At 49.6% G+C, this 26,917-nt stretch carries 26 protein-coding genes; 6 read left to right on the forward strand and 20 right to left on the reverse strand.

Annotation, left to right across the window (positions count from 1 at the left end; translation table 11 throughout):
- Positions 1–60 precede the first annotated feature (60 nt).
- Together HHX48_RS11385 and HHX48_RS11390 are read left to right on the forward strand one after the other, a co-directional pair.
- On the forward strand, positions 61–1,086 hold the full coding sequence (locus HHX48_RS11385) for a ligase-associated DNA damage response exonuclease (protein ID WP_191025199.1): 1,026 nt from the start codon (positions 61–63) through the stop codon (positions 1,084–1,086).
- Positions 1,086–2,663 carry a cisplatin damage response ATP-dependent DNA ligase gene (locus tag HHX48_RS11390; RefSeq protein WP_191025201.1) on the forward strand — a complete coding sequence of 526 codons (1,578 nt, stop codon included), beginning with the start codon at positions 1,086–1,088 and terminating at the stop codon, positions 2,661–2,663. Before HHX48_RS11385 ends, HHX48_RS11390 begins: the two co-directional genes overlap by 1 nt.
- Positions 2,664–2,684: 21 nt before the next feature.
- Here the strand turns inward: HHX48_RS11390 and HHX48_RS11395 are convergent, their stop codons facing one another.
- The 3 genes from HHX48_RS11395 to ubiG all read right to left on the reverse strand — a co-directional run bounded on the left by HHX48_RS11395 (position 2,685) and on the right by ubiG (position 4,792).
- Positions 2,685–3,338, reverse strand: a complete 654-nt coding sequence (locus HHX48_RS11395; protein ID WP_191025203.1) for a glutathione S-transferase family protein — start codon at positions 3,336–3,338, stop codon at positions 2,685–2,687.
- Positions 3,338–3,946, reverse strand: a complete 609-nt coding sequence (locus tag HHX48_RS11400; RefSeq protein WP_191025205.1) for a glutathione S-transferase family protein — start codon at positions 3,944–3,946, stop codon at positions 3,338–3,340. Before HHX48_RS11400 ends, HHX48_RS11395 begins: the two co-directional genes overlap by 1 nt.
- Positions 3,947–4,027: 81 nt before the next feature.
- A complete protein-coding gene (gene ubiG, locus HHX48_RS11405) occupies positions 4,028–4,792 on the reverse strand; it encodes a bifunctional 2-polyprenyl-6-hydroxyphenol methylase/3-demethylubiquinol 3-O-methyltransferase UbiG (protein ID WP_191025207.1) in 765 nt (254 codons plus the stop codon).
- Positions 4,793–4,886: 94 nt separating this feature from the next.
- Between ubiG and HHX48_RS11410 the strand changes: the two genes are divergently transcribed.
- Positions 4,887–5,255 carry a DUF2237 family protein gene (locus HHX48_RS11410; RefSeq protein WP_191025210.1) on the forward strand — a complete coding sequence of 123 codons (369 nt, stop codon included), beginning with the start codon at positions 4,887–4,889 and terminating at the stop codon, positions 5,253–5,255.
- Between the two features lie 14 nt (positions 5,256–5,269).
- Here HHX48_RS11410 and HHX48_RS11415 read toward each other — a convergent pair whose 3' ends face one another.
- From HHX48_RS11415 to HHX48_RS11480, 14 genes are all read right to left on the reverse strand, one after another.
- Positions 5,270–6,697: an aldehyde dehydrogenase family protein gene (locus tag HHX48_RS11415; RefSeq protein ID WP_191025212.1), complete on the reverse strand. Its 1,428-nt coding sequence runs from the start codon at positions 6,695–6,697 to the stop codon at positions 5,270–5,272.
- An 11-nt stretch (positions 6,698–6,708) separates the two neighbouring features.
- Positions 6,709–8,352: an acetolactate synthase large subunit gene (locus HHX48_RS11420; protein ID WP_191025214.1), complete on the reverse strand. Its 1,644-nt coding sequence runs from the start codon at positions 8,350–8,352 to the stop codon at positions 6,709–6,711.
- 128 nt (positions 8,353–8,480) lie between these two features.
- The gene (locus HHX48_RS11425; protein WP_191025215.1) at positions 8,481–8,897 is read right to left on the reverse strand and encodes a DUF4112 domain-containing protein; all 417 of its coding nucleotides are present in this window, start codon (positions 8,895–8,897) and stop codon (positions 8,481–8,483) included.
- Positions 8,894–9,973: a ferrochelatase gene (gene hemH / locus HHX48_RS11430; RefSeq protein WP_191025217.1), complete on the reverse strand. Its 1,080-nt coding sequence runs from the start codon at positions 9,971–9,973 to the stop codon at positions 8,894–8,896. The genes HHX48_RS11425 and hemH overlap by 4 nt, the downstream gene beginning before the upstream one ends.
- A 114-nt stretch (positions 9,974–10,087) precedes the next feature.
- A complete protein-coding gene (locus HHX48_RS11435) occupies positions 10,088–11,686 on the reverse strand; it encodes an AbgT family transporter (RefSeq protein WP_317983504.1) in 1,599 nt (532 codons plus the stop codon).
- A 346-nt stretch (positions 11,687–12,032) separates the two neighbouring features.
- A complete protein-coding gene (hflC, locus tag HHX48_RS11440) occupies positions 12,033–12,923 on the reverse strand; it encodes a protease modulator HflC (protein ID WP_191025218.1) in 891 nt (296 codons plus the stop codon).
- 3 nt (positions 12,924–12,926) lie between these two features.
- Positions 12,927–14,078 carry an FtsH protease activity modulator HflK gene (gene hflK, locus HHX48_RS11445; RefSeq protein WP_191025219.1) on the reverse strand — a complete coding sequence of 384 codons (1,152 nt, stop codon included), beginning with the start codon at positions 14,076–14,078 and terminating at the stop codon, positions 12,927–12,929.
- 35 nt (positions 14,079–14,113) lie between these two features.
- The gene (hflX, locus tag HHX48_RS11450; RefSeq protein ID WP_191025222.1) at positions 14,114–15,433 is read right to left on the reverse strand and encodes a ribosome rescue GTPase HflX; all 1,320 of its coding nucleotides are present in this window, start codon (positions 15,431–15,433) and stop codon (positions 14,114–14,116) included.
- Between the two features lie 17 nt (positions 15,434–15,450).
- Positions 15,451–15,705, reverse strand: coding sequence for an RNA chaperone Hfq (gene hfq / locus HHX48_RS11455; RefSeq protein ID WP_191025223.1), 255 nt, complete (start codon positions 15,703–15,705; stop codon positions 15,451–15,453).
- 79 nt (positions 15,706–15,784) lie between these two features.
- Entirely contained in the window at positions 15,785–16,720 is a 936-nt protein-coding gene (gene miaA, locus HHX48_RS11460; protein ID WP_191025225.1) for a tRNA (adenosine(37)-N6)-dimethylallyltransferase MiaA, read from the reverse strand.
- Positions 16,713–18,476, reverse strand: coding sequence for a DNA mismatch repair endonuclease MutL (gene mutL / locus HHX48_RS11465; protein WP_191025226.1), 1,764 nt, complete (start codon positions 18,474–18,476; stop codon positions 16,713–16,715). Before mutL ends, miaA begins: the two co-directional genes overlap by 8 nt.
- A 26-nt stretch (positions 18,477–18,502) precedes the next feature.
- Complete coding sequence (locus HHX48_RS11470) at positions 18,503–19,834, reverse strand: N-acetylmuramoyl-L-alanine amidase (protein WP_191025227.1); 1,332 nt, start codon at positions 19,832–19,834, stop codon at positions 18,503–18,505.
- Between the two features lie 57 nt (positions 19,835–19,891).
- Positions 19,892–20,380 (reverse strand): tRNA (adenosine(37)-N6)-threonylcarbamoyltransferase complex ATPase subunit type 1 TsaE, encoded by a 489-nt coding sequence (tsaE, locus tag HHX48_RS11475; protein WP_191025229.1) that lies wholly within the window; start codon positions 20,378–20,380, stop codon positions 19,892–19,894.
- 25 nt (positions 20,381–20,405) lie between these two features.
- Positions 20,406–21,905, reverse strand: coding sequence for an NAD(P)H-hydrate dehydratase (locus HHX48_RS11480; protein ID WP_191025233.1), 1,500 nt, complete (start codon positions 21,903–21,905; stop codon positions 20,406–20,408).
- 6 nt (positions 21,906–21,911) lie between these two features.
- On the opposite strand from HHX48_RS11480, the gene queG reads away from it, so the two are divergent.
- Positions 21,912–23,054 (forward strand): tRNA epoxyqueuosine(34) reductase QueG, encoded by a 1,143-nt coding sequence (gene queG, locus HHX48_RS11485; RefSeq protein ID WP_191025239.1) that lies wholly within the window; start codon positions 21,912–21,914, stop codon positions 23,052–23,054.
- Between the two features lie 202 nt (positions 23,055–23,256).
- On the opposite strand, the gene HHX48_RS11490 is transcribed toward queG, so the two are convergent.
- The 3 genes from HHX48_RS11490 to nudC all read right to left on the reverse strand — a co-directional run bounded on the left by HHX48_RS11490 (position 23,257) and on the right by nudC (position 25,754).
- Positions 23,257–23,721 (reverse strand): hypothetical protein, encoded by a 465-nt coding sequence (locus HHX48_RS11490; RefSeq protein WP_191025241.1) that lies wholly within the window; start codon positions 23,719–23,721, stop codon positions 23,257–23,259.
- Positions 23,722–23,725: 4 nt separating this feature from the next.
- On the reverse strand, positions 23,726–24,820 hold the full coding sequence (hemE, locus tag HHX48_RS11495; protein WP_191025245.1) for a uroporphyrinogen decarboxylase: 1,095 nt from the start codon (positions 24,818–24,820) through the stop codon (positions 23,726–23,728).
- A gap of 106 nt (positions 24,821–24,926) precedes the next feature.
- Positions 24,927–25,754, reverse strand: a complete 828-nt coding sequence (gene nudC, locus HHX48_RS11500) for an NAD(+) diphosphatase (protein WP_191025247.1) — start codon at positions 25,752–25,754, stop codon at positions 24,927–24,929.
- A gap of 74 nt (positions 25,755–25,828) precedes the next feature.
- On the opposite strand from nudC, the gene rsd reads away from it, so the two are divergent.
- The gene (rsd, locus tag HHX48_RS11505) at positions 25,829–26,419 is read left to right on the forward strand and encodes a sigma D regulator (RefSeq protein ID WP_223858313.1); all 591 of its coding nucleotides are present in this window, start codon (positions 25,829–25,831) and stop codon (positions 26,417–26,419) included.
- A 32-nt stretch (positions 26,420–26,451) separates the two neighbouring features.
- Positions 26,452–26,916: a transcriptional repressor gene (locus HHX48_RS11510; protein WP_191025248.1), complete on the forward strand. Its 465-nt coding sequence runs from the start codon at positions 26,452–26,454 to the stop codon at positions 26,914–26,916.
- Position 26,917: the final 1 nt, after the last annotated feature.

Here is a 26,917-nt window from a genome sequence, read left to right on the forward strand (position 1 = left end):
TTCATTCAACCTTATATCAGCGCACACCGTATATGCTTGAAACCAAGAGGGAGGTGAAATTTGCATCCACAAGACTGGGTAAGTGTCGAAGAAGCAGGCTTATATTGTCAGCCGGCAGATATTTATGTCGACCCGATGTTGCCGGTAAAAAACGCCATCGTGACTCACGGTCATGCAGACCATGCCAGAAGCGGGCACGATGTCGTGTATGCCACCCCCCAGACATTACAGATTATGACAACGCGCTATGGCGAGGATATGGCAAAAACAACTCATGCCATGGCCTACCGCGACACTGTGGAGCTGGGCAACGCTGACGATCCGGTCAGAATGACGCTCTTCCCTGCCGGGCATATCTTAGGGTCCAGTCAGGTACTGTTTGAATATCGCGGCAGTCGCCTGGTGGTGTCCGGTGACTATAAACGCCGTCATGACCCGACATGTCCGCCCTTCGAAGTCGTCCCCTGCGATGTCTTCATTACAGAAGCAACATTCGGTTTGCCTGTTTTCACTCACCCTCCTATCGAGACAGAAATCGATAAACTGATAACATCGCTGCAGGTATTTCCCCATCGCTGTCATCTGGTGGGCGCCTACGCATTGGGCAAATGCCAGCGGGTCATTCTGGCTTTAAGACAAGCAGGTTATATCAAACCTATCTATCTGCACGGCGCCCTCATACGCCTTTGCACCCTGTATCAGAAACAAGGCGTTGATTTGGGTAAGTTGATTCCCGTAAACGATGTGGAGGACAGGGCGACCCTGGCCGGTGAAGTCGTTATTGCTCCCCCGTCTGCACTTGCAGACCGCTGGTCACGATCACTACCCGATGTTCGCCCGATAGTGGCGTCAGGCTGGATGCAAATCCGTGCCAGGGCCAGACAAAAGCAGGTAGAGCTACCGCTGATTATCTCCGACCACTGTGACTGGCCCGAACTGATTCAGACCATTGAAGACGTTCAGCCGGATGAAGTGTGGGTGACGCACGGCAGGGAAGATGCACTGGTTCATCAGGCAACGCAAATGGGCTTTAAGGCTAAAGCATTGTCGCTTATTGGCTATGAAGACGATGAGGAAACCGGATAATGGACGCATTTGCCGATCTACTTGAGCAGCTTTACTTTACGCCGGGGACGAATGCCAAAGCCGCGTTAATCATTGAATATCTGAGAAATACACCCGATCCCGACAGAGGATGGGCAATTGCAGCCATGGCCGGCACCCTGCGTTTCGATTTTTTTAAGCGAAATGCGGTAAAACAGCTGATGCTGGAACGAATCGATCCGGTGCTGTTTGAACTTAGTTACGACTATGTGGGCGAGATGAGTGAAACGGTTGCACACTTGTGGCCGACTCCTTCTGAGGTAAATGATACGGCGCTTCCCGGCTTAGGTGAGATTGTCGAAGAGTTTATGAACGCCAAACGCACCGAGGTGAAGCCATTGCTGGCAGATTATCTGAACAGAATGACGGCATCACAGCGCTGGGCGCTGATAAAACTCGGCACCCGGGGATTGCGCATCGGCGTATCGGCCCGTTCCATGAAGCAGATCCTGGCACGATTCGGTGATACCCGCGTAGAAGAAATTGAAGCACTCTGGCACGGCGTGAATCCGCCATACATTGAGCTTCTGTCGTGGCTGGAGGGTCGATCTGACAAACCCGATATCTCTGACCAGGTGACTTTTCACCCTGTTATGTTATCCCATCCTATTGATGAAAATGATTTGGCAACAATTGACCCGTCGCAATGGCAAACTGAATACAAATATGACGGAATACGGGTACAACTGGTCTGCACTAAAAATGGCAAGGCCTTATTTAGCCGGACCGGCGACGATATCAGCCATGCCTTTCCCGATTTGCTAGACACCATAACGTCACACTGCGTGTTGGACGGTGAGTTATTGGTGATGCATGGTAGCCAGGTGGACACATTCAATCAGTTACAGCAGCGCCTCAATAAAAAGAAACCGGCTAAAAAACTGATGGACAGCCTGCCAGCGGGGCTCATGGCGTACGATGTGCTGAGTATTGGCGATGATGATTACCACAATAAGCCATTGTCAGAGCGCAGAAAGATACTGGATGCTTTTGTCCGGCAGACTGAAAGTCCGCGCCTGCACCTCTCCCCTGTGCTGGACGTCTCGACAAAACCTGCACTTGAAACGTTATACAGGCAAGCCAGCGATGATACCGCAGTGGAAGGTCTGATGCTCAAACGCCTGGATAGCAACTATATTCCCGGAAGGCCGAAGGGGCAGTGGTACAAGTGGAAGCGCGAGCCAAAGCTGGTGGATGCGGTGGTGATGTATGCTCAGCGTGGTCACGGCAAGCGGTCCAGTTTCTATTCAGACTTTACCTTCGGCGCGTGGGAGGAAGATATCTTGCTGCCAATTGGCAAAGCGTATTCGGGCTTTACCGATGAAGAGCTGAAGAAACTGGATAACTGGGTGCGACGCAATACGGTTGGCCGTTTCGGCCCAGTCAGAGAAGTAAAAAAATCGCTGGTTGTTGAAGTGGCCTTTGATGCAGCACATCCTTCATCACGCCATAAATCAGGCATTGCGCTGCGCTTTCCGCGTTTTCACCGTATTCGTTGGGATAAGCCTGCTAACGAAGCTGATACGCTGTCAGCGGTTAAGCAGCTTATTGAGAAATAGCCTGCACTGAATACCAGTACGTTAAATTAACGTTTTGCCCGCTTTTTCTATCGCCTCAGGAACAATTTTGTGCGGTACTTCCACACCTTTTCTGGCAAGCGGGCGTGCCTCTATGCTGTTTTTCCATCGCCGCAAATGCGTTAGCCCTTCTATGGACACGCCTGACCATTTATACGTGCGTACCCAGCACCAATTTGCCATGTCTGCGATACTGTAATCATCTACCAGGTATTCATGGTCGCCAAGATGCTGGTCTAAGACTTCGAACAATCGCCGGCATTCCTTCTGATAACGGGTAATCGCTTTGGGAATACGCTCATCCATATAGCGGTAAAAAACATTGGCCTGTCCCATCATAGGCCCTACTCCGCCTATCTGAAACATCAGCCATTGTATGACCTGATAACGTTTGGCGGGTTCAGCAGGCAGAAACAGCCCGGTTTTCTCTGCCAGATAGAGCATGATGGCACCGGACTCAAACAGCGTTAAATCAGCATTATCATGGTCGGTGATGACCGGGATCCGCGCATTTGGGTTGAGCGCGGTAAACCAGCTTTGCTTTTGTTCGCCCTTGCGTAGATCTACAGTCTGCGCTTTATAGTCCAGTTGCATCTCTTCGAGCGCAACTGACGCTTTCCATCCATTAGGCGTAGGCGCCGTGTACAACGAAATCATCAGGCTTTAGCGCTGGGACGCTGGTTGACCAACTCATACCAGCGACGGATATTGTTATGTTCTTCTGACAGTCGTATATCCACCACACGGGCAAAATCGATAGCACAGAGGGCGGTGATGTCAGCAATAGAGAAGTCTTCCCCGGCAATATACGTATTGAGCTCCAGACGTCGCTCCAGAATATTCAAATATTTTGCCGCATTGATACCTGCCTGTTTGCCATATTCAGCAACCGGTACCATTCTGTCCTTGAAGTAACCTGTAGAGTGCTGGAAACACATTCCTACCTGAAGTAACAACGCCATTTCCACCTGTCGCTGCCACATTGAGATTACGGCTTTGCTTTTTGCATCCGTGCCCATGAGCGCTGGCTCGGGAACAGTATTTTCAAAGTACGTACAAATAGCATCAGATTCAGCAATGCAGGTTCCATCATCAAGCTCAAGAATCGGTACTTTGCCCAGCGGGTTTTTTGCGCGCATCTCTGCCGTCAGATTTTCGCCTTTTTGCAAATCAAGTTGCACATACTCCATGTCTACGCCTTTTTCGGCCAGAAACATTCTGACACGCCGAGGATTCGGGGCTGTTCGTGTTTCATAAATTTTCATCACCGCTCTCCATATCGCCGTTTAAATCCAGATTAACGATGCACAAAAGATAGTCAAATTATCTTGGCAAAGCGACGTATATCATTTTTCTGAATAGTGATAGCACTGCATATAATTGACCCGCATGCCGCGGCTGCGTCGCCATTTCTGATTGAACGGGTTCATCGCCATGCCGCACTTGAAGGTTTTATAAAAGTCTCTGCCAACCCATTTATCCAGTTGTCGGGGTTTGACAAATTTACGCCATGAGTGCGTACCTTTTGGCAGGTAACCCATGATGTACTCAGCGCCCAGAATTGCAATGAGATAACTAGCAAATGTTCGATTCAGAGTCGCTACAATAAGCATTCCGCCGGGACGTACCAGTCGCGTTGAATCTTTTATCAATGCTTTTTGGTCAGGTACATGCTCTACCACCTCGGCATTTATCACCACATCGTAGTGTGTGTCGTCGCTCATTTCTTCAACCAGACAGTGTCTGTAATCGATAGTCAGGTTTGACTGCTGCGCATGACGTTTGGCCACCTCTATACTGACAGCACTGGCATCAATACCGGTGACTTCTGCCCCCTCTTTTGCCATGGCTTCGCTGATCAGGCCACCGCCACATCCTACATCCAGAATTTTCAAATCATGAAACGGATTGGGCATGCCCGGAGAGCGGCCAAAGTGATGGCAAATTTCATGAATCATGATTGTGGTTCTGGCGCGATTAAACTCAAGCGCGGTTTTATATTCACCCTCGGGGTCCCACCAGGATTCTGCCAGCTCGTCAAAACGGGCAATTTCCTCATCAGAATAATTCTGCTTTTCCCGAGGTGTGCCCTTTTTACTTTTATCCAGCATAAAAGTCCCTCTAATGAATAGGTCGTAACTGTTGCTATAACTGATGCAATTTTATACTCTCAAAGCCAGGGAATTGATTAGACAGGAATAAATTATGGCTAATGAAAAGAATGTTTTTGGCAAACCACTGATGCTTTGCTGTGGCAATTCAGGGTTTACCCGCGAAGGTTTTTGCTCAGTTCCTGCTGCGGATCTGGGCAACCATAGTATTTGCGCTATTGTTGATGAGCCGTTCCTGACATTTTCATTACGCCGGGGCAATGACTTGTCATCGCCGAAACCTGAACTGGCATTTCCGGGGCTGAACGCGGGCGACCGGTGGTGCTTGTGTGCATCGCGCTGGCTTGAGGCACACCAGGCTGGCGTTGCACCGAAAGTGGTGTTGTCGGCGACCAATAAAAAAGCGCTGGATGTAGTGCCACTTTCTTTACTAGAAGCGTACGCTACAGAGCCAGCGGCTTAATTAGCAGGTCTGTATCAGGGCCGACGAATAACCAGTAAACGGGTTTCTGTCATGTCTTCAATAGCATAACGAATACCTTCGCGCCCCAGCCCGGAATCTTTCACGCCGCCGTAAGGCATGTTATCTACCCGCCAGCTGGGCACGTCGCCAATAATGACACCACCAACATCAAGCTCATCCCAGGCTTGCTGTATCTTGTAGATATCCCGGGTAAAAATGCCAGCCTGCAACCCGTACCGGCTGTTATTCACCTCTTTAAGCGCCTCGTCGTAATCGCTGAATTTATATAGCACGGATACCGGGCCAAATGCCTCTTCCTGACTAACATCACAGTCCTTTGGTACATTTTCCATGACGGTAGCTTCCAGCATTGCGCCATCTCTGCCGCCGCCGGCTAGAATTGTCGCTCCCTGCTCTTTGGCGTGGTTAATCCAGTTATGCAGACGCTCTGCCTCAGACTCCGCTATCATCGGCCCGATAAAGGTATCTTCATCCATCGGATCGCCAGAGACTAAACCGGCCACACGCTCTACATATTTTTCCTTGAAGGTATCATAGAGGCTATCGTGGATAAGTAAGCGCTGAACACTGATACAACTTTGTCCCGACTGATAATAGGCACCAACGATAATGCGATCGATAGCATCATCAATATCAGCGTCCTCATCTACCACGCATGCGGCGTTACCACCCAGCTCCAGTACTACCGGTTTCTTGCCGGCCTTCGCTTTAAGCTCCCAACCCACATCCGGTGAGCCTGTAAAGCTTAATAACTTAAGGCGTTCATCGGTGGTAAACAGATCAGCACCATCACGACTGCAAGGCAAAATAGAAAACGCGCCTTTGGGTAAATCGGTCTCTGCCAGAATTTCACCAATGATTAACGCACCAATCGGTGTTTTTGAGGCAGGTTTTAATACAAATGTGCACCCAGCGGCGATTGCTGGTGCGACTTTGTGAGCAGTAAGATTAAGAGGAAAGTTAAACGGCGATATAAACGAGCAGGGTCCAATTGGCACTTTTTTTGTCATGCCCTGATAGCCGCGTGCCCGTTCTGATATTTCCAGGTTGATAACTTCGCCATTTATCCGAACACTTTCTTCTGAAGCAATCCGGAACGTATCGATAAGACGTGTAACCTCACCCCGGGCATCTTTGATGGGTTTGCCTGCTTCTATACACAATGCTTTGGCCAGCTCATCTTCACGCTCTTCAAAGCGTTTTACACAATGATCCAGTACGGCTTTACGCTCAAAGGGCGTAAGCTTTGTCATCGCCGGCTGCGCTTTCTCAGCTGCTGCAATAGCCTGATCAATGACATCGGCACCTGCTTTCGCTACCTTCGTTGCCACTTTCTGAGTGAATTTGTTGGTAACTTCTAAATCTTCGTTTGCGTATACCGGCTCATTCGCCAGATAGTAGGGATAGCTGTCTTTCAACATACCGGAGCTCCTTAAAGCTTTGCGCTTAATTCTTTGATTGTACGATTGAGCGTTTCATCATTGAGACTGTAATCCACAGGACAGTCAATCAGGTGGACGCCTGGTGTTTCCAGACAATGCTTGAGCGTGGAAGCCACCTCACTGGTTTGCTCAATCCGCCAGCCTTTTGCACCATAAGATTCTGCGTATCTGACTAGATCCGGATTGCCGTAGTCCAGGCCGAAATTGTCCAGTTGCATGTGGGACTGTTTCCATTTGATCATCCCGTAGGCATCATCTCTAAGTACAATGACTACAAGATCAAGATTCAGGCGAACTGCGGTTTCCAGCTCCTGGCTGTTCATCATGAAGCCGCCATCACCGCATACACTAACCACGGGTACATCCGGGTGAACCAGTTTTGCACCGATGGCTGAAGGCAGGCCAGCTCCCATGCTGGCAAGCGCGTTATCCAGCAACAGCGTATTGGGCGAGTAAGCCGGATAATTTCTGGCAAACCAGATTTTGTAGACACCATTGTCTAACGTCACAATACCGTTTTCGGGCATCACTTTTCTGACATCACGGACAAACCGCTCTGGCAGAACCGGGAAACGATCATCATCCTCGGCGACGGTTCTGTGTTTCACGTAAGCGTCATGGACGTCTTTATAGAAATCAAGCTTCCAGCTATCCTGAGGTATCAGGTCTTCTTTTATCTGCCAGATACTGTTAGCAATGTCGCCTACCACCTCTAACTGTGGGAAATAAACAGGATCGACCGCAGCCGAGTCAAAGTTAATGTGAATAACCTTTTGCTTTTCATCGGGATGCATGAAAAACGGTGGTTTCTCTACAACATCATGGCCTACGTTAATGATCAGATCAGCGCGGTCGATAGCCCTGTGCACAAAGTCACCATCTGACAAAGCGGTATTGCCGGCAAACAGCGGATCACTTTCATTTAACACTCCCTTGCCCATTTGCGTTGTGACAAACGGGATACCCGTTTTATCAACAAACTGGCGTAGCATTTTAGCGGTGAGTTTGCGATTCGCCCCTGCCCCAATTAGCAGAAGTGGCGATGTCGCCTGCTCAATCATCTCTACGGCCCGGTTGATTGCCTTGTATTCCGCAATCGGGCGACGTGAAAGGCTTGGCGCAATTAAGGGCGTAGATGTGTTTTCTGCGGCAATATCTTCGGGTAATTCAATATGGACAGCGCCGGGACGTTCTTCATGAGCAATACGAAAAGCTTCGCGTACCACCGAAGGAATGCGTTCCCCACTGACGACCTGTGTTGTGTATTTGGTGATTGGGCGCAGCATATCCACCACATCAATGACCTGAAAGCGGCCCTGTTTTGAGGTTTTTATCGGCTTTTGCCCCGTGATCATCAGCATTGGCATCGCACCTAGCTGTGCGTAGGCCGCCGGGGTCACAAGGTTAGTGGCGCCCGGGCCCAGCGTAGACAGACATACACCGACTTTACCGGTCAGGCGTCCATAGGTCGCTGCCATAAATCCTGCACCCTGCTCATGGCGGGTCAGAACAAGTTTGATTGAAGATGTTCGAAGTGATTCAAGAAGATCGAGATTTTCTTCTCCCGGAATGCCAAAGATGTATTCCACACCTTCAGCTTCCAGCGCTTTTACGAACAGGTCTGAGGCTTTCATCCGTTATCTTGCTCCTTTTCTTTATGCGAGAGTTGCGCAAAGAGCTGCGTGATAATGGCTACGGCTACTTACATAAAAGCGATTAGTTGAAAGGCGAGATTAACAGGCTTACAGCACGTCGCGAAGCGCTAGGAGCGCTGTGTTTCCTCCCATTGATTAAGCTGTTCACTGGTATTAGTGCGAATGTCCTGCTTATTTTGTGATAGCCACCACTTTTCCATCGCCTTTACATTACGCTGGTTAGCTTTGAAAAAGAAGTCCGCCACGTCGCCCACAAGCGGCACGGCGCCAAGCAGAAAGTCCAGCACAATATTGCGAAGCATCTTGCTTATCATTGATTTGGGCATGCCCATCTTGTGCCCCAGGCGCACAATTCTGGCGGCAATCGCAACGGTTATCACATCACCGATACCCGGAATCAGGCCAATGATGCCATCTAGACCGATACGGTAGCCAATCACCGGTATCCTGAAGGCCGAATCCATAGTATTAGCCAGACGCTGCGCCTTTTGCAGTTCCTGAGGTATTTGCGGGGTTGATGTCATTGTTTTGCTCCAAGCTGCCTTGCCCGTTCTGCGCGTTCGGTATTTTCCTGCGTCGCTGACCAACCGTACAAATTTTGTTTAATCAGCGAGAAGAGCATATCGATGTGATTCTTATCGCTGTTCAGCGCTTCAATATATTCGTAACGCTTGCCACCGGCGTGCATGAAATACTCCCGGTTTTCCTCGCCGATTTCCTCAATAGTTTCAAGGCAATCCGCTGAAAACCCCGGGCAGATAACCTGAACGGCGGTCACGCCATTTGCAGGTAACGCTTTCATTGTTTCATCTGTGTACGGCTGTAACCACTCTTCCCGACCAAAACGAGACTGAAATGTTGTCATGTAGTCGTCATCGTTAAGTGACAGTGCTTCTGCTAAAAGCCTGGAGGTTTTATAGCACTGGCAATGATAAGGGTCGCCGTTGAGCAGGTATCGCTTAGGTATGCCATGATAGGACATCAGTAATTTATCTGCGCGGCCATGTTTATCCCAGTGAGCCCGGACTTTTTCGGCCAGCGCTTCAATATACGCCGGGTTATCATGATATTGCGTAATAAAACGCAGTTCAGGTATCCAGCGACGTGAGGTAAAGTCGCGGGCAATAGCATCAAATGTCGAAGCGGTAGTGGATGCACAGTACTGGGGATAAAGTGGCAGAACGACAACCTTCCTGGCGCCCTTTGCCATTAGCCTGTCAATGGCCTCATCAATAGAAGGGTTACCATAGCGCATCGCAAAATCGACAATCACATCGTCCCCGTACTCAGCCTCACATCGCTTAGCCAGAGCACTGTGCTGCGCTTTTGTGATAGTAAGCAACGGTGAGCCCTCTTCTGTCCAGACACTGGCGTACGCTTTTGCAGAGCGGCTTGGACGGATATTTAAAATGACGCCATTGAGAATGAACCACCAGATAAAGCGAGGGACTTCGACGACCCTCGGATCAGATAAGAACTGTTTAAGATAAGGACGTAGCGCAGAGGAAGTGGGACTATCGGGCGTACCCAGATTTGTGATCAATACACCCAGTTTGTCCGGCTGGTTATGAGAAAAATTTTCAGTTCCCTTGTACTTCATGACATTTAACCTGCTGACGAATATGAATTTTGTCGTAGAACGATTATACCGTCAGACGACCTGTTTTGATCGGTAAGCATACATAAAAAAAGGCAGCCCGTGCTGCCTTTTTTATTATCCGTAGTATGTTGCGGCGCCTGGACCGACTGGCATTCCCAGCAGGAATACCCAGATGAAGAAAAGTAGCCCCCAACCCACAATAAACACCATTGTATAGGGCAGCATCATGGCGATAAGGGTGCCCATTCCCAGATCTTTGCGATAGCGGGCCGCCATTGCCAGTATCAGTCCGAAGTAGCTCATCATTGGCGAGATAACGTTGGTTACCGAGTCACCGATCCGATAAGCAGCCTGTATCACTTCCGGCGCATATCCTAATAGCATGAGCATGGGCACAAAGATGGGCGCAGTAACGGCCCACTGTGCAGACGCACTGCCCAACGACAGGTTTACCATTCCACACATTAGAATGAAAAGAATAAAGACAGACGGTCCGTCCAGCCCGACCGACTGAAGCAAGGCAGCGCCCTTCACCGCCAGTACCGTTCCCAGGTTTGTCCATTTGAAAAATGCTACAAACTGAGCGGCAAAAAATACCAGTGTGATGTATAGACCCATCGAGCCCATACTTTTAGACATCGCATCGATAATATCTTTGTCATTTTTCATGGTGCCGGCAATTCGACCATAGACAAAGCCGGGAATAGCAAACGTGATAAAGATGAAGGCGACGATACCTTTAAGAAACGGGCTGTTCTGAACTTCACCGGTTTCAGGGTTTCGCAGAATCCCCCACTCCGGCACGACCGTCAGCGCCAGGATCCCACAGGTCACCAGAAACGAAACACCCGCCCAGGCCAGTGCTTTTTTCTCTTGTCTGGTCGGCGGATCCATCTGTTGCTTTTCGAGACCGGCAGGCGCATGTGATTCATCGAATTGACCAAGTCTTGGCTCGACGATTTTATCCGTAACCACCGCACCCATGATGGCCACTACAAATGTACTGATAAACATGAAGTACCAGTTCACTTCCGGGCCAACCACATAATCAGGATCGATCATCTGGGCGGCCGCTTCAGTGATACCGGATAACAGCGGGTCGACGGTTCCAAGTAGCAGGTTGGCACTATAACCGGCTGAAACCCCGGCAAAGGCTGCGGCAAGTCCGGCCAGTGGATGGCGTCCCAATGAATGAAAAATCATGGCGGCCAGTGGGATCAAAACAACGTAGCCCAGCTCCGAGGCGGTATTTGACACGATACCTGCAAAGACGATAGCAAAAGTGACCACTTTTTTCGGCGCATTCATCACCAGTCCGCGCATCGCAGCGGATAACATACCAGAATGTTCTGCCACCGAAACGCCCAATAAAGCGACCAGCACGGTGCCCAACGGCGCAAAGCCAGTGAAGTTCGTCACCAGGTTTGTCACTATTCGCTGAAGACCTTCAGCACTCATCAGCGATACAACACTGATAACACCATCAGTGCTACGACCACTTGCCCCTTCCGGACGCGGATCGGCAACGGCTATATCAAAATAGCCCAGTATGCCGCTGATAAAAACAATACCCACCGCCAAAATGGCAAATAGGGTGACCGGATGCGGAAGAAGATTTCCAAGCCACTCTACGGTGCTCAAAAAACGGGCGAATAGTCCGCCCTGCGCCTGCTCTTCGTAAGCAGAACGCGCTTGTGATTGATTAGAAGACAAACTGATACCTCTGGCTTTAATTCGCTGTGACTCCACACTACAGGCTCAGCACACAACGGTTTGACATCTTTTTTTGAGACGCGATTGTAGCGTAAAGCGCGCCCTGACGCACATTTTGTGAAAAAAACGTTACCTGTCATTTGAATTCATACAGTTAGTGCTGCGCAGAAAAACAAAATAGGTGTTGTTCACTCAACGAAAGAAAACCAATCTAAAAGAGCATGTAATACTCATGCCCTCACATACGCAGGGAGTCTTATTGATGTGGTAGTGCAAAAACGATAAGTAAGAGTATCTATAATCAGAACACAAAAAAACCAGCCCGAAGGCTGGTTTGATAAGATATCTATTTGTTTTTACCGCCACCACTATCATTCATGTAACGGAAGAATTCACTGTCAGGCTGCACCACAAGAATATCCTGCTTAGAGTCGAAGCTTTTTCTGTAAGCATCCATGCTACGCAGGAAGCTATAGAAATCAGCATTTTTGGAATATGCCGAAGCGTAAATCTGTGCTGCCAGTGCGTCACCTTCACCACGAACCTGACGCGCGTTACGTTCAGCATCAGCAAGCATAACGGTTACTTTTGCATCAATATCTGCACGAATCACCTCTGCCTGCTCCTGACCTTCAGAACGGTGCTCTCTGGCCACAGCCGCACGTTCTGCGCGCATACGCTGGAAGATTGAGTTACTGACTTCCGTTGGCAGGTTAATTTGCTTAACGCGCACATCGACAATCTCAATACCCAGCTCGTCTGAAGACGTAGACGCCTGTTTCATCGCCTGATCCATCAATGCAGAACGCTCGCCTGAAACAATTTGTTTGATGGTACGAGTACCAAATTCAGACCGCAGGCCGTTGTTAACCTTCTGTTTTAAAAGCGCTTCTGCTTGCAATTTATTCCCGCCTGTAGACAGATAATAACGAGCAAAATCTTCAATACGCCATTTCACATAGGAGTCTACAATCAAATCCTTTTTCTCTTCTGTAACAAAACGATCTGCACCATCGTCCAGTGTCTGAATACGTGCATCCAGTTTTTTCACAGAATCAATAAAAGGAATTTTAGGGTGTAAGCCAGGCTCAAATACCCGCGTATCGCCAGTCTGGTCGTCACGCTGAACCTTGCCGAACTGAATAACAATAGCCCGTTCACCCTCGCGAATTACAAACAGCGAACCGGAGGCTAATGCGACTAACAGAATAAGTACAACTATCACGATATTTTTCATGACTTATTCACCTCCATTATTGAAACGGCTATTGCGTAGCCCGGAACTTGGGCTACTGTTATTTGAGCCACCGTTATTATTTTGCAGATCGGGAACCTGTAGATTCGGTAAACTATTTCTCAGGTTCTGAGAGCTGCTGCCATTACTATTCATCATTTTGTCCAATGGCAGGTACATTATATTGCCCCCGTCCTGGCTATCGACCAGTATCTTGCTGGTGTTACCAAATACGGTTTCCATTGTTTCCAGATAAATCCGATTCCGGGTAACTTCCGGCGCTTGCTCATATTGCGGTAATAATTCTTCAAACCGAGCAATCTCACCTTGCGCTTGCAGAATAATTTGTTCTTTGTAAGCCTGCGCCTCTTCATTCATACGGTTTGCACGCCCACGAGCACGCGGCTCGATTTCTCTGGCATACGCTTCAGCCTCACGAATGAAACGCTGTTCATCTTCCTGCGCCGAAATAGCATCATCAAAAGCATCTTTAACTTCTTCAGGCGGACGGGCATCACGGAAGTTCATGTCAATAATAGACACCCCCATATTATAGGGGTCAATAATCGACTGAAGTTCTTCCCAGACACGTTGACGCGCCACTTCACGACCATCGGTTAGTACGTCATCCATTTCAGAATGACCAACAACGTAGCGAATCGCGCTGTCCAGCGCCTGACTAAGGCTGGTTTCAGGGTTTTCAACAGCAAATGTCCAGCGGAACGGATCCACCACGCGATACTGCATTTCCATCTGCACGCGAACAACGTTTTCATCTTCGGTCAGCATTGAACCTGAAGATGCCTGATCTCGAATAGATTGCACGTCAACCGGAATAACAGAATCCACGAACGTCGGCTTCCAGCGAAGGCCTGGCTCAACTTCGGTGTAGAACTCGCCGAACCGCAGCACTACGCCGCGCTCAGCTTCACGAATGGTATAAAAACCACTGACAAACCAGATTACAACAAGCAAGCCAACCAACAGACCTATGCCAAGTTTGCCCATGCTTTTGCCAGAGCCGCCATTTCCGCCGCCCTTACTGAATTTACCAAACAGGTTTTTGAACACATCGTCCAAATCCGGTGGTCCCTGATCTTTACCCCCACGGTTTTTCCAGGGGTCATTTTTATTGCCACCCGGCTCATTCCAAGCCATGCTAGTACTCCATAAAGTGGTTTAAATTAAGTCTTTTAATTGTCGTTATCATGCTGAGCAACGGCCCCTTCAAATTCCACAAACTCGGATAGCCCTTTATCAAGCCGCTTTTCTAACTTGTTCCAGTCAGTTGCGGGCATTCTTACGTCTACTATCCAGTCACCGTTCGTGTCGTAAGACTCTTCAGCGATACAATTTAGATCGAATAATACACCGCGTAGATGACTGTGTTCAGGCGGTATTCGCAATGTGTAATCTACCATATTGCGAGCCAGACATTCAGTCAGTGCTTCACTTAACAGTTCAAGGCCAACTGCCTCACGTGCTGAAAGCCATACCCGAATAGGCATCCCTTCATCATCTCTGTCTATACGAGGTTTTACTTCCTCAAGATTATCAATCTTATTACAGATAAGTAACTGTTGTTTATCCCCTGCTTCGATCTCGTCCAGGACTTCGTTTACCTCATCCATCGTTTCCCGATAGCGGGCATCAGACACATCCACCACATGCAGCAATAAGTCCGCTTCCTGCGTCTCCTGCAGCGTCGCTTTGAACGCGGCGACCAAATCATGGGGAAGATGTCTGATAAATCCAACGGTATCCGCCAGAATAGCAGGGCCCACATCCTGAAGCTCAATTTTTCTCAGTGTGGGGTCAAGTGTAGCAAATAACTGATCGGCCGCATAAACATGCGCATCAGTAATTTGATTAAAGAGTGTCGATTTGCCTGCGTTGGTGTAGCCCACCAGCGAGACAGTAGGGATTTCAGCGCGTTTACGCGAGCGACGCCCCTGTTCACGTTGTCTTTGTACTTTTTCGAGCCGGCGGATAATTGATTTTATCCGGCCGCGAAGTAAACGGCGATCCGTCTCCAACTGCGTTTCACCAGGGCCTCGTAACCCTATTCCGCCTTTTTGGCGTTCAAGGTGGGTCCAGCCGCGGATGAGACGCGTTGAAATGTGTCGAAGCTGAGCCAGTTCCACCTGCAGTTTACCCTCATGTGTGCGGGCACGCTGGGCAAAGATATCCAGGATAAGACCGGTGCGATCAAGCACCCTGCATCTGCAGATAGACTCTAGATTTCGCTCCTGAGAAGGCGATAGCGCATGATTGAAGATAACCACGTTGGCTTCATGCGCCTTGACGGCAGCGGCGATTTCTTCTGCCTTTCCGGAACCGACAAAATATTTGGCGTGCGGCGCACTGCGGGATGTGGTTAATACATCCGCAGCATTGACACCCGCAGAAGAGACCAGCAGCTCTAATTCCGCCAGTTCCTCTTTAGAATTTTCATCGGCAAAGTTAACATGAACAAGGACAGCCTGCTCACCGGCTTCATAACGGTCAAACAAGCGATGTACCTTTTTGTTTAGTCAGTTTTAATATTGTCTGCGTCCCCTTGGGTTGAACTGGGCATGGTGATGGCACGAGCAGGCACAACCGTAGAAATAGCGTGCTTATAAACCATCTGGCTTACCGTGTTTTTCAGAAGAATTACAAACTGGTCGAAAGACTCGACCTGACCTTGCAATTTAATTCCGTTAACCAGGTAAATTGACACAGGGATACGTTCCTTGCGTAATGCGTTCAAGAATGGGTCTTGTAAAGATTGCCCTTTAGCCATCTGAAATCCTTAGTTTTTATTATTTAGGTGACGAGCAATTACGGCGTCATCATGCCTAATGTATACCACACTCATGCACCTAAGGTGCGACTTTTGCTAAAATCTTAGCCATATTATCGTTAGCAAATGTGTCTAACCAGTTCAGCTGGTCCCAGCCTCTAAGCCAGGTCAGCTGACGCTTTGCCAACTGTCGGGTGGCAATAATGCCTCGTTCCCGCATTTGTGGATATGTAAGCGCGCCTTCAAGATAATGCCAAACCTGACGGTATCCTACTGAACGTATAGAGGGTAAATCTTCATGAAGATCACCTCTGTCGCGCAATTTCTCCACTTCTGCAATCAGGCCTGCATCCAGCATCAAATCAAATCGTTGTGCTATTCGCTCATGCAGTACAGTTCTATCTGATGGCGCGATGGCAAACTGCGTAATGTTGTAGGGACAAGGCTCCACTTTCTGATTTTGCCAGTGCGTGAGCGTTTGTCCCGAACTTCGAAAAACTTCCAAAGCCCTGGTCAGTCTTTGAGGGTCATTAGGGTGAATTCTCTGAGCGCTAGTAGGGTCCACTTGCCTGAGCTGGTCATGCATTGACGCCCAACCGTGAACCTCTGCCTCCTGAGATATTGCCTCCCTGATCACCTCGTCGGACTTAGGTAAGGGCGAAATTCCGTTTATCAAGGCGTTAAAGTACATCATTGTACCGCCTGTCAAAACCGGGACCTTGCCCCGACGATGAATTTCACCAATTAACCGTACTGCATCTTTATAAAATGCTGCAACAGAATAACTTTGCGCAGGATCCAGTATATCGATTAACCAGTGTGGCGCAATAGCCTGCTCATCAGCAGTAGGCTTTGCGGTACCAATATCCATGCTGCGATACACTAACGCAGAATCAACACTGACAATTTCACAGTCAATTTTGTCTGCTAACGCCAGCGCCAGCCCTGTCTTTCCCGATGCTGTCGGGCCCATGATTGCAATGACAGGCAATGCATCAGCTGTGCCACTACTCATTAAACATGCCCCACTTATCAATCAGTTGTGTAGAATCGACCCCGGTTCCCAGTGACCTTGATATATCATTTTGCTGCGACAATGGCAGATTATCAAACCACTGCCAGATGTGCGCGATGACGTCGTCGGGCCAATCAATATCAAGCTCAGAAAGCTGGCGCGCCAGGGCTTCGATACTGTCTGCCCGAAGGCTGACCAACTGCGGAAATAACGACACCCATGGCAAGTGGCGACAGCCAGCTGGTACCTGCTGCAAGCGCAGTTTGCCAGCCACATTGTTAATAACAAATCCGATCTCATTGAGACGTGAAATTGTTGGCGCACAGATATTATCAGCGTCTACCGCCACAGGCATCAACAATGGTTGTGAGGTACGACCATGGTCTAATACATGCCGCCACCACTCAGGCAGCAAATCAGTGGCGCCAAGCAGGATTACTGTCGATTCATCGTGAACTAGCCGATAACTCAGATTCAGCTGCAACCCCTTAGGAGACAGAGCTTCAGCACTCTGAGTGTCGCTTTTTGGCGTCATCAGCTGATTAAAGCTGGCTTGATAATCCGGGCTATAAGAGGATGAGCGCCGTTCCCGCTGACTTGCTGGTGAACCGCCTGCCGAATGCGTACCAGAAGCCACCGGCGCATACTGCGCCCCGGCCGGCTGACGCTCTGCCACATCGGTATGTTGTCTTGCTAACGGGCGGATATAATCGTGTGTCACTGAAGCATCGATATTCGTACTGACCGCCGCGCCAGAGCCGACATCTTCACACAGTGCATCGTACACCGCTTTGCAAATGAAATCGTGCACCAGACGGCTTTGCTGAAATCGCACCTCGTGCTTGGCCGGATGAACATTCACATCAACCTCTTTCGGATCAACGTTAAGGTAGAAGACAAACGCCGGTTGCTCTACCGCCCCATAGCTCATTTCATAAGCCTGACGAATAGCATGCAGAATCAGTTTATCGCGCATTCCCCGGTAGTTTACAAAACTGAACTGACAGTCATTGCTGCTTCGAAGCATCGTATGATTGCCCAACCAGGCCTGAATCTTCATGCCCTGATGTTCAAGCATCAGCGTCGTAGCATTATCAACGAATTTTTGCCCGACAACCTGAGCCAGACGCTGCGCCTGATTCTCCGGCTTTACTGCGGCGAAACGTCGCATGACCTTATTATTATGTTTAAGTGTAAAACTGACCTGAGGGTGGCTTAGCGCAATACGCTTGACCACATCTTCGATGTGCTGGTATTCCGTTTTTTCAGTGCGCAGAAATTTGCGTCTGGCTGGCGTGTTATAAAACAGATCCGCCACATCAATGGTTGTACCATCAGGGTGCGCTGCCGGCACAATCGACACATCCATTTCGCGGCCTTCACAGCTCGCTTGCCAGGCTTCAGATTGTTCCGGGGTTTTTGAGGTTAGAGATAATCGGCTGACAGAACTGATACTGGCCAGTGCTTCACCCCGAAATCCGAGTGATAGGATTTGTTCGAGATCGTCCAGGGTAGCGATTTTACTGGTTGCATGACGACTCAGTGCAAGCTGCAACTCATTTTTTGCAATGCCGCCGCCATTGTCTCGGAGTCTGATGCGTTTGTGGCCGCCGCGCTCTATATCCAGCTCGATGCGGGTCGCACCTGCATCCAGGCTGTTTTCTATCAGCTCTTTAACAACAGAGGCGGGACGCTCAACCACTTCACCAGCGGCAATTTGGTTGGCCAGACGTGGCGGTAACAGTTGAATCGGCAAAATCGATAATCCGGGCTAGGTAAAATTCAGGTGCTGGGAATGGTAAGTACCTGGCCAATTCTGACCACATCGTTGTTCATATCATTGGCTTCTTTGATACTGCTGACCTTGACATTATAACGCTGGGCCAGAAGCGATAACGACTCACCACTTCGTACTTTATGCGTACGGTTGCGCTCCTTGTAGGAGGCCCATAGGGTACCATCTGGTGGAACCTGTTTGAAATAACGTTTTGTTGCGTTGAACATTGAGCGGGCTAGTCTTTCCCGATACTCTTCCCACAACAGGTTTTTTTCTTCCTGCGGATTAGAAATGAAACCCACCTCTACCAGTATGGATGGAATATCCGGTGCGGTCAGAACCGCGAAGCTGGCTGCCTGAGGTGCTCGCTTGTGCAGACGTGTGACATTTTTCATCTCTGCGATAACTTTTTCACTCAGGTCGTAGCTTGCCGACATAGAGTGGTCCATCGACAATCCAATGATGGTTTCTGCCAGATAACGCTCACTGGCGTTGTCTGAGATTACTTCGGCCGCACCGCCCAACAGCTCTGAGTGCTGTTCGGTTTTCTCCAGCCATCGACCCAGTTCAGAGTCAGCCCGGCGCATTGATAATACCCAGACCGAGCCGCCGCGAGGCTCTGGCTGGCTGAATGCGTCAGCGTGAATAGAAATAAGCAGGTCGGCCTTTTTCTGGCGCGCTATTTCAGGTCGCTTGGTGGGGTAAATGTAGTAATCCCCATTACGCACCAGAACAGAACGCATTCCAGGCTCAGCATCAACCAGCGCTGCCAGCTTTTTCGCAATGCTAAGCGTAATGTGCTTTTCATAAGTGCCCGACGGGCCGATAGAGCCTGGATCATTGCCACCGTGTCCGGCATCAATTGCGACAATAATATCCCGGTCCCGGGTGTTATTTGCGCTGTCGATTAATACGCCGGTAGCTTGAGAAGAAGAGGACACAGACTGGCCGGGCAAATCTACCACCAGCCGATGTCCGTATTCGCCGGATGGAGCAATAGCAAAAATTTCAGGATCGGTTTTACGATTTAAATCGATAACGATTCGCGCAGACTGCGCATTTTTAGGTGTGGAGTAGCGTAAGCGCCGCACCAATGTTCCTGTCTCTCCGGCTGTCGCCAAATCTGCAGCGTCGCTGGTGTTCGCCAAATCGATGACCAGCCGGTTAGGATTAGATAACGAGAAATAGGTAAATTGCGGCGATTGTGATAAATCAAAAACCACACGGGTTTTATCCGGGCCCGGCGCAACACGCAGCGCATTGACCTTATTTTGCGCAGCCTGAAGTGGCGCGACCAACAGCCCCGTGAATATGAAAAGAATTAATAAGCGCAACATACCTTGCCTTTATGATACTGATTTAATTATTGTAGGCGCAGTGTCAACATTCCCGGCTCATTCCGCATCGGCAAAAGCAGCCGCAAGTATTCCGGTACCGGTTTTACTATCAGCAGTGAGCGTAAAGCAGCGAACGTTTTCTTCAAGTTTTATAGTAATCGTTATATCCGCAGATGCCAACAGCGCTCCGCCACGCTCAGGCCACTCCACCAGACACACCGTATTATCTCCAAAATAGTCTCTGATCCCCATAAACTCCAGTTCTTCGGGATCGGCCAGGCGATAAAGGTCAAAGTGATACACATTGACCTCACCCAGCTCATAAGGTTCCACCAGCGTATAGGTTGGACTCTTAACCGTACCTGAATGCCCTAATGTTTGAATAAAATAGCGGCTGAACGTGGTTTTCCCCGCACCCAAATCACCTTCAAGATGCACAACGACGCCTTGATTGGCTACTTTTTTCAGCGCGTTCGCAAGCTGCTGCGCGATGTGCTGGGTATGCTGCTCATCAGCAACTTCAAAATTATAGGTCACAGTTGTCATGTTTCATTTACTGCCTGTTACAAGACTATTGGTTCATCAGCGTTCTGACTGCGCTGAACAGATCGCTGGCAAGCATGCCGCGCTGTCCGTCTCTCGCCGCCAGGTCATCGCCGGCTTTGGCATGAAGCGTTACCCCATAGCGACTGGCCAGTTCAGTATCCAGCCCCTGCGCCAGTAACGCCCCTAATATGCCACTTAACACATCGCCGCTACCGGCGGTTGCCATGGCTGGATTGCCGTGCCGACAGACCGCTACTGAATTCTCATTATCAATGATGGTACCGGCACCCTTGAGCACACAGGTCGCATGATAGCGTTCTGCACATTGCTTGGCATAATTAAACCGCTCCGTTTCTACATCATCTACCGACACGCCCAGTAAGCGAGCGGCTTCGCCGGCGTGCGGCGTGAGTATACACGATGCGATCGTAAATGCGGTGGCCTGCCTGCTCAGCAGATTAAGCGCATCGGCATCAATGACCATAGGCTTTTCTTCACTCTGACAGTGTTTCATGGCCACTTCAAAAGCCTGTTGCGCCCAGTCGTCTTGCCCCAGACCCGGTCCGATAACCACACATGTGGCCCATTGCAAAGCATCTTCAAGCGCTTCACTGGTCACCATCAGCTCGGGACGCCCAGCGCTTACCTGAATAATCGACTTTTCATGTACGAAGGCGCGGACCATACCTGCTCCGGCGCGCAGCGCTGCCTCACTGGCTAAGCGAATCGCGCCTGCTGTGCCTTTGTTGCCACCGATACACAATAGCCGGCCATATGTGCCCTTGTGACTATGAATATCACGAGGGCCCATGCCCTTAAACTGCTCGATATCCAGCCAGCTGGCAAACGGTTTGGCGATAGCAGAAAACGCTTTTGATATACCTAAATCTTCAAATACCAGCTGTCCGCAGGATTGTTTACCCGCCCCGGTTGTTAAGCCAGGTTTGATGCCCACCAACGTCACAGTCACATCGGCCTGAACACACCGCCCCATAGACTGACCGCTGTTTGCATCCAGACCGGACGGCACATCAATACTGACCACCGGCACATCCGCCTCATTGACTTTATCGATAATATGCGCAAATTCATTGCGGATATAGGTATTGATGCCCGTTCCCAGAAGCGCGTCGATAACCAGACCGGCACTGCTGAGTTTCTCTTCATCAAATGCTTCGATGGTGCCGCCGGTATCCAGCCAGTTTTGTTGCGCTCTGCCGGCATCACCGTCCAGCTTCCGCTCTGGCTCTACGGCGCAAACAATCACCCGCTTACCGGCCTGGCGCGCATTGCATGCCGCTACATAGCCATCGCCGGCATTGTTTCCCTGACCCACCAGCACCAGGTACACCTCAGTGTTAGGCAGCAGATGCTGACATTGCCTGAATACTGCTTCACCAGCGCGTTCCATCAAAGTGAACATCTCGCAGCCGCTTTTGCTGGCCGCCTCCTGTTCATTCCCGCGGACTTCATCGGCACGATAAAGTTTGTATGATAAACTTGAGGTCAGTTGAGTATCTAGCATATGGGCATGTCCGGAATTCATTCAGTAGATTTAGGTCGGTTAGCAGACGATATCAAGGCTTGGGGCCGTGCGCTAGGCTTTCAGCAAGTTGGTATCAGTGATATCGATCTGTCCAAACACGAAGCTTACCTGCAGCAATGGTTAGATAACGGCTATCATGGCGAGATGGATTACATGGCCGCGCATGGTATGAAGCGTGCCCGGCCGGATGAACTGCTTCCCGGCACACTGCGCGTTATCAGTGTCCGGATGGACTATCTGCCGCCTGATGCTTCCTTTGCCAGACACCTTAAGAATGACCAGATAGGCTACATCAGCCGCTATGCACTGGGTCGCGATTATCACAAGGTACTGCGTAAAAAACTCAAACAGCTGGGTCAGAAAATCACTGATGTATTTTCCGATACCCATTTTCGCCCCTTTGTGGATTCGGCACCGGTCCTTGAGCATGCTTTAGCAGAAAAGGCGGGGCTTGGCTGGACCGGCAAGCATAGCCTGACATTAAATCGAGACGCCGGTTCCTGGTTCTTTTTAGGCGAGCTTTTTATTAATCTCCCACTGCCGACGGATTCACCCGTCGAAGAAGGCTGTGGCAGTTGTAACGCATGCATCACGATGTGCCCGACGGGCGCTATCGTTGCACCCTATCAGGTTGATGCCCGTAAATGTATTTCTTATCTGACCATTGAGCACGATGGCCCAATCCCCGAATCATTGAGACCACTGATGGGTAACCGTATTTATGGCTGTGACGATTGCCAGTTGGTATGCCCTTACAACCGGTTTGCCGATGTGACTGAACAAGAAGATTTTCACCCTCGAAAAGTGTTACACGGCCAGTCCCTGGTGACCTTATTCAATTGGGATGAAGAGACCTTTTTACGCAATACCGAGGGCTCGCCTATCCGCCGCATTGGTCATGCAAAATGGCAGCGAAATATCGCCGTGGCGATGGGTAATGCCAATTTTGATGTGGAGATTATCAATGCCCTGCAAGGCGCACTTGCGCAGGCAGATGAACTGGTAAAGCCGCATATTGAATGGGCGCTGCAGCGCCAGCAGGAAAACGGCTCTTATCATCAGAATAAGAATCGTCAGCTGGCGCGGTTAACCCGTGTGGTTGAAAAAGGATTACCCCGGGACGCCTAGCAATTTTGGCGTTGCTTAGAAATTGGTTTAAAGCATTTTGCCAGCACACCACCGACAGCGCTATAGAGTATGACATCCCTATTTACCAACGACTCCGTTTTCAATAAGAGCCTATACATTGTGGCTAATTGTCATGCCCAAATGCGCGTTTGTCGCCGCTGTACAGCGGTCTGTGCAACGAAAAGGTGATTTAGTACAGCTATTAGCCACGCTGGTATGGGTCAAACTGAGCCACGAAAAAGGTGGGATCGCTGTCGCTGTCACTTTCATCAGGCAACGACTGATGGGTCCACCAGGGTGCACGCTGCATTTGGCCCAGCATGACACGCAACGTCTCGGGCTTGCCCTGATATTGTCCGGTCAGCCTGCAGCCCTCCTGCTCGCACGTTACTGCATGCAGCAATAAATATTCTTTGCTGGGATGCAGTGTTAACGTATCCTTCTGCTTTCGCTGCGTAGATGCCGAACTGTTGTCATCAAGCGCAGGGGAAATCTGATTGCCATGCGCAGATGGCGCGGCATCCAGTCTGGAACGCTGTTCCATCTCCCCCAGCAAAAGCTGTTTGCTTTTTTCACTGACCGAGAGCTTATTCTGGTAATAGCCGAACTGGTATGCCGCCACACCTATAAACGCCAGCAATAGTAGATAACCCCATTTCTGCATCACTGCTTTATTGTCCGTTATGATAAGGCTTGCTCAACCGGTGCACAGCATCGATAAACACACCTGCATTTTCAGGTGGCACATCCAGATGAATACCATGGCCCAGATTAAATACATGGCCACTACCGGTGCCATATTTTTTAAGGATGGTCGTCACTTCTTCCTCAATTCTATCTGGACTGGCATATAGCATTGACGGGTCCATATTGCCTTGTAAGGCGACCTTGTCACCAATACGGGCGCGTGCCTCATCAATATTGATGGTCCAGTCCAGCCCGACTGCATCACAGCCGGTATCAGCAATTGACTCAAGCCACATGCCACCATTTTTAGTGAACAATGTCACCGGCACCTTGCGGCCATCGTTATGTCTGGTCAGCCCATCAACAATTTTAGCCATATACTGCAAAGAAAATAAGTTGTAATCTCGCGGTGACAGCACACCACCCCATGTATCAAACACCATCACCGACTGCGCACCAGCTGCTATTTGAGCATTGAGGTAAGCGATGACAGCATCCGCAAGCTTATCCAGCAGAAGATGCAGCGCCTGTGGGTCGGCAAAGGCCATTTTTTTGATCTTTGTGAATGCTTTACTCGAACCACCTTCGATCATGTAAGTCGCCAAGGTCCAGGGGCTGCCTGAAAAACCAATCAGAGGGACCTCGCCCTTCAATTCTTTGCGGATGGTTCGCACAGCATTCATCACATACTGAAGCTCTCCCTCGGGATCGGGAATACCCAGCTTTTCAATCTCCCGCTGATTGGTCAGGGGATGTTTGAATTTGGGCCCCTCTCCGGCTTCAAAATACAGCCCCAAACCCATGGCATCGGGAATGGTTAGAATGTCTGAAAACAGAATGGCTGCGTCCAGCTCAAACCGGCGCAGAGGCTGAAGTGTGACTTCACAGGCCAGCTCCGCATTGCGGCAAAGCGACATGAAATCGCCAGCTTGCGCACGCGTTGCTTTATATTCCGGTAAATAGCGCCCGGCCTGACGCATCATCCACACGGGAGTCATATCCACCGGCTGCTTCGATAACGCTCTTAAATAGCGATCATTGACAAGATGGCTGGGTGATGTGTCAGTAGAATCGGACATAGCTTCCTCAAAAAAGCAAAAGAGTTTTAAAAACGCGCAAGTATACCAAGTTTCTGGCGCAATAGTCGCGCTTTCGTATTGTAACGGTTTTGGGGCAACGACAGTTTTACGATCGGTGTCGTGCCACCACGGCATTGATCAGTCGCCCGGCGACAGACATTGTCGGCGGAATTTTGGGTAGATCGTGAATGCTGAACCAGTGCGCGTCAACAATTTCGCGCTCATCGATTGTAATCTGTCCGCCGGCGTACTCTGCAATATATCCGACCATCAGTGAGTGAGGAAATGGCCAGGCCTGACTTTCAAAATACACTTCGTTTTTAATCGTTATCCCCACTTCCTCGAAGACTTCCCGATGAAGCGCTTGCTCAAGCGTTTCCCCGCTTTCTACAAAGCCAGCCAGTGTAGAATACATCTGCGCATCTTTATGCCGCACGCCTCTGGCGAGCAGAATTTCATCACCGCGATAAATTGCCACAATAATACAGGGCGAGACCCGTGGATAGACGCGATGCTGACACTGCCTGCACTGCACAGCCATTTCCCAACTGATGGTTTCAGTATGCCCACCGCACTGTCCGCAAAAGCGGTGTGTGCGCAGAAAATGGATATACTGCCAGACCCGTGAATACTCTTTATAATGAAACGCTGAGGCATCAGTCAGAATTTGCCTGAGCGATACCCATTGCCACCCCTGGATATCCACATGCTCAGCGCCAATGTCTAAAACCGGCAAAGCCGGTGGCGGTGAATCAGTTTGCTCAAGGGGCGGCAGAGACTGCACTTGCCCGGCATAATGGTGTAACGAGGTAAGGTCGGACCAGGCTCCCTGCGGTAACGCGCCGCTTTCATCAACCAATACTTTATCGCGCCAGAACACCATCCACTCACCGCGGTAGCTAAGCAAATCCTGCTTGCTAAAGTAATTCATCATACTTATTGCCCCTTACGTCACACGTTTTTTCCGATGATAAAGCGATCTGTCATGTCGAACAAGGAAGCGCGAAAATGATTGAAATCACCGGCAAATTTGTACTGATTAGTGGCAGTGTTATACTCATGGAACATTCAGGCGGTTTCCTAATCATACAACGGGTGCGAGGCACTATGCTTAGTCAACAGGAAGAACTGCAACAAAAATGGGGCGGACGCTCATCGGCCATTGACCAATGGCTTGAGGCGCGCAAAACGTTACTTATTCACTATTGTGCGCTGGCAAAGCCGGATAACAATGCCACCATCGCGCAACGCGAGTCTGATATTGTAGAATTCTGCAATCTGTTGATGGATTATCTGTCGGCAGGACACTTTGAAATTTACGACATGCTGATAAGTGATGACGCGTCCGGACAGCGATTAAGAGAACAATCTTACCCGAAGCTGTCTCGCACCACAGATTTCGCATTGCGTTTTCAGGATAGATACGCTGTACAGGTGTCACCATCGCATACAATTGACTTTACTGCCGATCTGGCCGAGCTGGGCGAAACGCTTGAAACCCGATTTGCACTGGAAGATAAGTTGATTGATCACATGTTAGCGCATTATGGTGATAACCAAATTCAGCACATTCATCAGCAAAGAGCTGACGCTCGGTAGTGCACAACGTTTAAGAGCAGCAATTTTAATTTATGAATAACTCAACATTGCTAAACAAAGCCCGGGCGTTTTGCGAACAGCGCGGCGCCCGGTTTACCCCTTTACGAGAAAAAGTATACGAAATACTGTTAGGGAAGCATGGGCCTATGGGAGCCTACGAACTTTTGGATGCGCTAAAGGAAACAGAATCCAGCGCTAAGCCGGCAACGGTTTATCGCGCACTGGACTTTCTGCTTGAGTTTGGATTTATTCATCGCCTTGAGTCAACCAACGCCTTTGTGGCCTGCCACCATTTTGGCTGTAGCCATCCTGTTCAGTTTCTTATCTGCGACAGCTGCGGCGACGTAGCAGAAATTCAGTCGCAGGGACTGCAGTCAACATTAGATAAGCAAGCTCAGGAACATGGCTTTTCAGTCACGACGCAGACAATCGAAGCCCATGGATTGTGTGCTGATTGTCAGAAAGCCGAACAATCTGCTGTACAAGAGGCCAGATAAC

The sequence above is a fragment of the Salinimonas profundi genome (assembly GCF_014750655.1).
Classification (GTDB): Bacteria; Pseudomonadota; Gammaproteobacteria; order Enterobacterales; family Alteromonadaceae; genus Alteromonas; species Alteromonas profundi_A.

Bases quoted from the DNA above. Each gene is read 5' to 3' on its own strand.
- HHX48_RS11410 (WP_191025210.1), top strand. From the start codon at position 4,887: ATGGCTAATGAAAAGAATGTTTTTGGCAAACCACTGATGCTTTGCTGT.
- hflC (WP_191025218.1), bottom strand. From the start codon at position 12,923: ATGAAAAATATCGTGATAGTTGTACTTATTCTGTTAGTCGCATTAGCC.
- rsd (WP_223858313.1), top strand. From the start codon at position 25,829: ATGATTGAAATCACCGGCAAATTTGTACTGATTAGTGGCAGTGTTATA.
- HHX48_RS11510 (WP_191025248.1), top strand. From the start codon at position 26,452: ATGAATAACTCAACATTGCTAAACAAAGCCCGGGCGTTTTGCGAACAG.
- HHX48_RS11400 (WP_191025205.1), bottom strand. From the start codon at position 3,946: ATGAAAATTTATGAAACACGAACAGCCCCGAATCCTCGGCGTGTCAGA.
- HHX48_RS11420 (WP_191025214.1), bottom strand. From the start codon at position 8,352: ATGAAAGCCTCAGACCTGTTCGTAAAAGCGCTGGAAGCTGAAGGTGTG.
- HHX48_RS11395 (WP_191025203.1), bottom strand. From the start codon at position 3,338: ATGATTTCGTTGTACACGGCGCCTACGCCTAATGGATGGAAAGCGTCA.
- nudC (WP_191025247.1), bottom strand. From the start codon at position 25,754: ATGATGAATTACTTTAGCAAGCAGGATTTGCTTAGCTACCGCGGTGAG.
- HHX48_RS11470 (WP_191025227.1), bottom strand. From the start codon at position 19,834: ATGTTGCGCTTATTAATTCTTTTCATATTCACGGGGCTGTTGGTCGCG.
- hfq (WP_191025223.1), bottom strand. From the start codon at position 15,705: ATGGCTAAAGGGCAATCTTTACAAGACCCATTCTTGAACGCATTACGC.
- hemE (WP_191025245.1), bottom strand. From the start codon at position 24,820: ATGTCCGATTCTACTGACACATCACCCAGCCATCTTGTCAATGATCGC.
- HHX48_RS11480 (WP_191025233.1), bottom strand. From the start codon at position 21,905: ATGCTAGATACTCAACTGACCTCAAGTTTATCATACAAACTTTATCGT.
- hemH (WP_191025217.1), bottom strand. From the start codon at position 9,973: ATGAAGTACAAGGGAACTGAAAATTTTTCTCATAACCAGCCGGACAAA.
- ubiG (WP_191025207.1), bottom strand. From the start codon at position 4,792: ATGCTGGATAAAAGTAAAAAGGGCACACCTCGGGAAAAGCAGAATTAT.
- hflK (WP_191025219.1), bottom strand. From the start codon at position 14,078: ATGGCTTGGAATGAGCCGGGTGGCAATAAAAATGACCCCTGGAAAAAC.
- queG (WP_191025239.1), top strand. From the start codon at position 21,912: ATGTCCGGAATTCATTCAGTAGATTTAGGTCGGTTAGCAGACGATATC.
- HHX48_RS11415 (WP_191025212.1), bottom strand. From the start codon at position 6,697: ATGTTGAAAGACAGCTATCCCTACTATCTGGCGAATGAGCCGGTATAC.
- miaA (WP_191025225.1), bottom strand. From the start codon at position 16,720: ATGAGTAGTGGCACAGCTGATGCATTGCCTGTCATTGCAATCATGGGC.
- tsaE (WP_191025229.1), bottom strand. From the start codon at position 20,380: ATGACAACTGTGACCTATAATTTTGAAGTTGCTGATGAGCAGCATACC.
- HHX48_RS11390 (WP_191025201.1), top strand. From the start codon at position 1,086: ATGGACGCATTTGCCGATCTACTTGAGCAGCTTTACTTTACGCCGGGG.
- HHX48_RS11425 (WP_191025215.1), bottom strand. From the start codon at position 8,897: ATGACATCAACCCCGCAAATACCTCAGGAACTGCAAAAGGCGCAGCGT.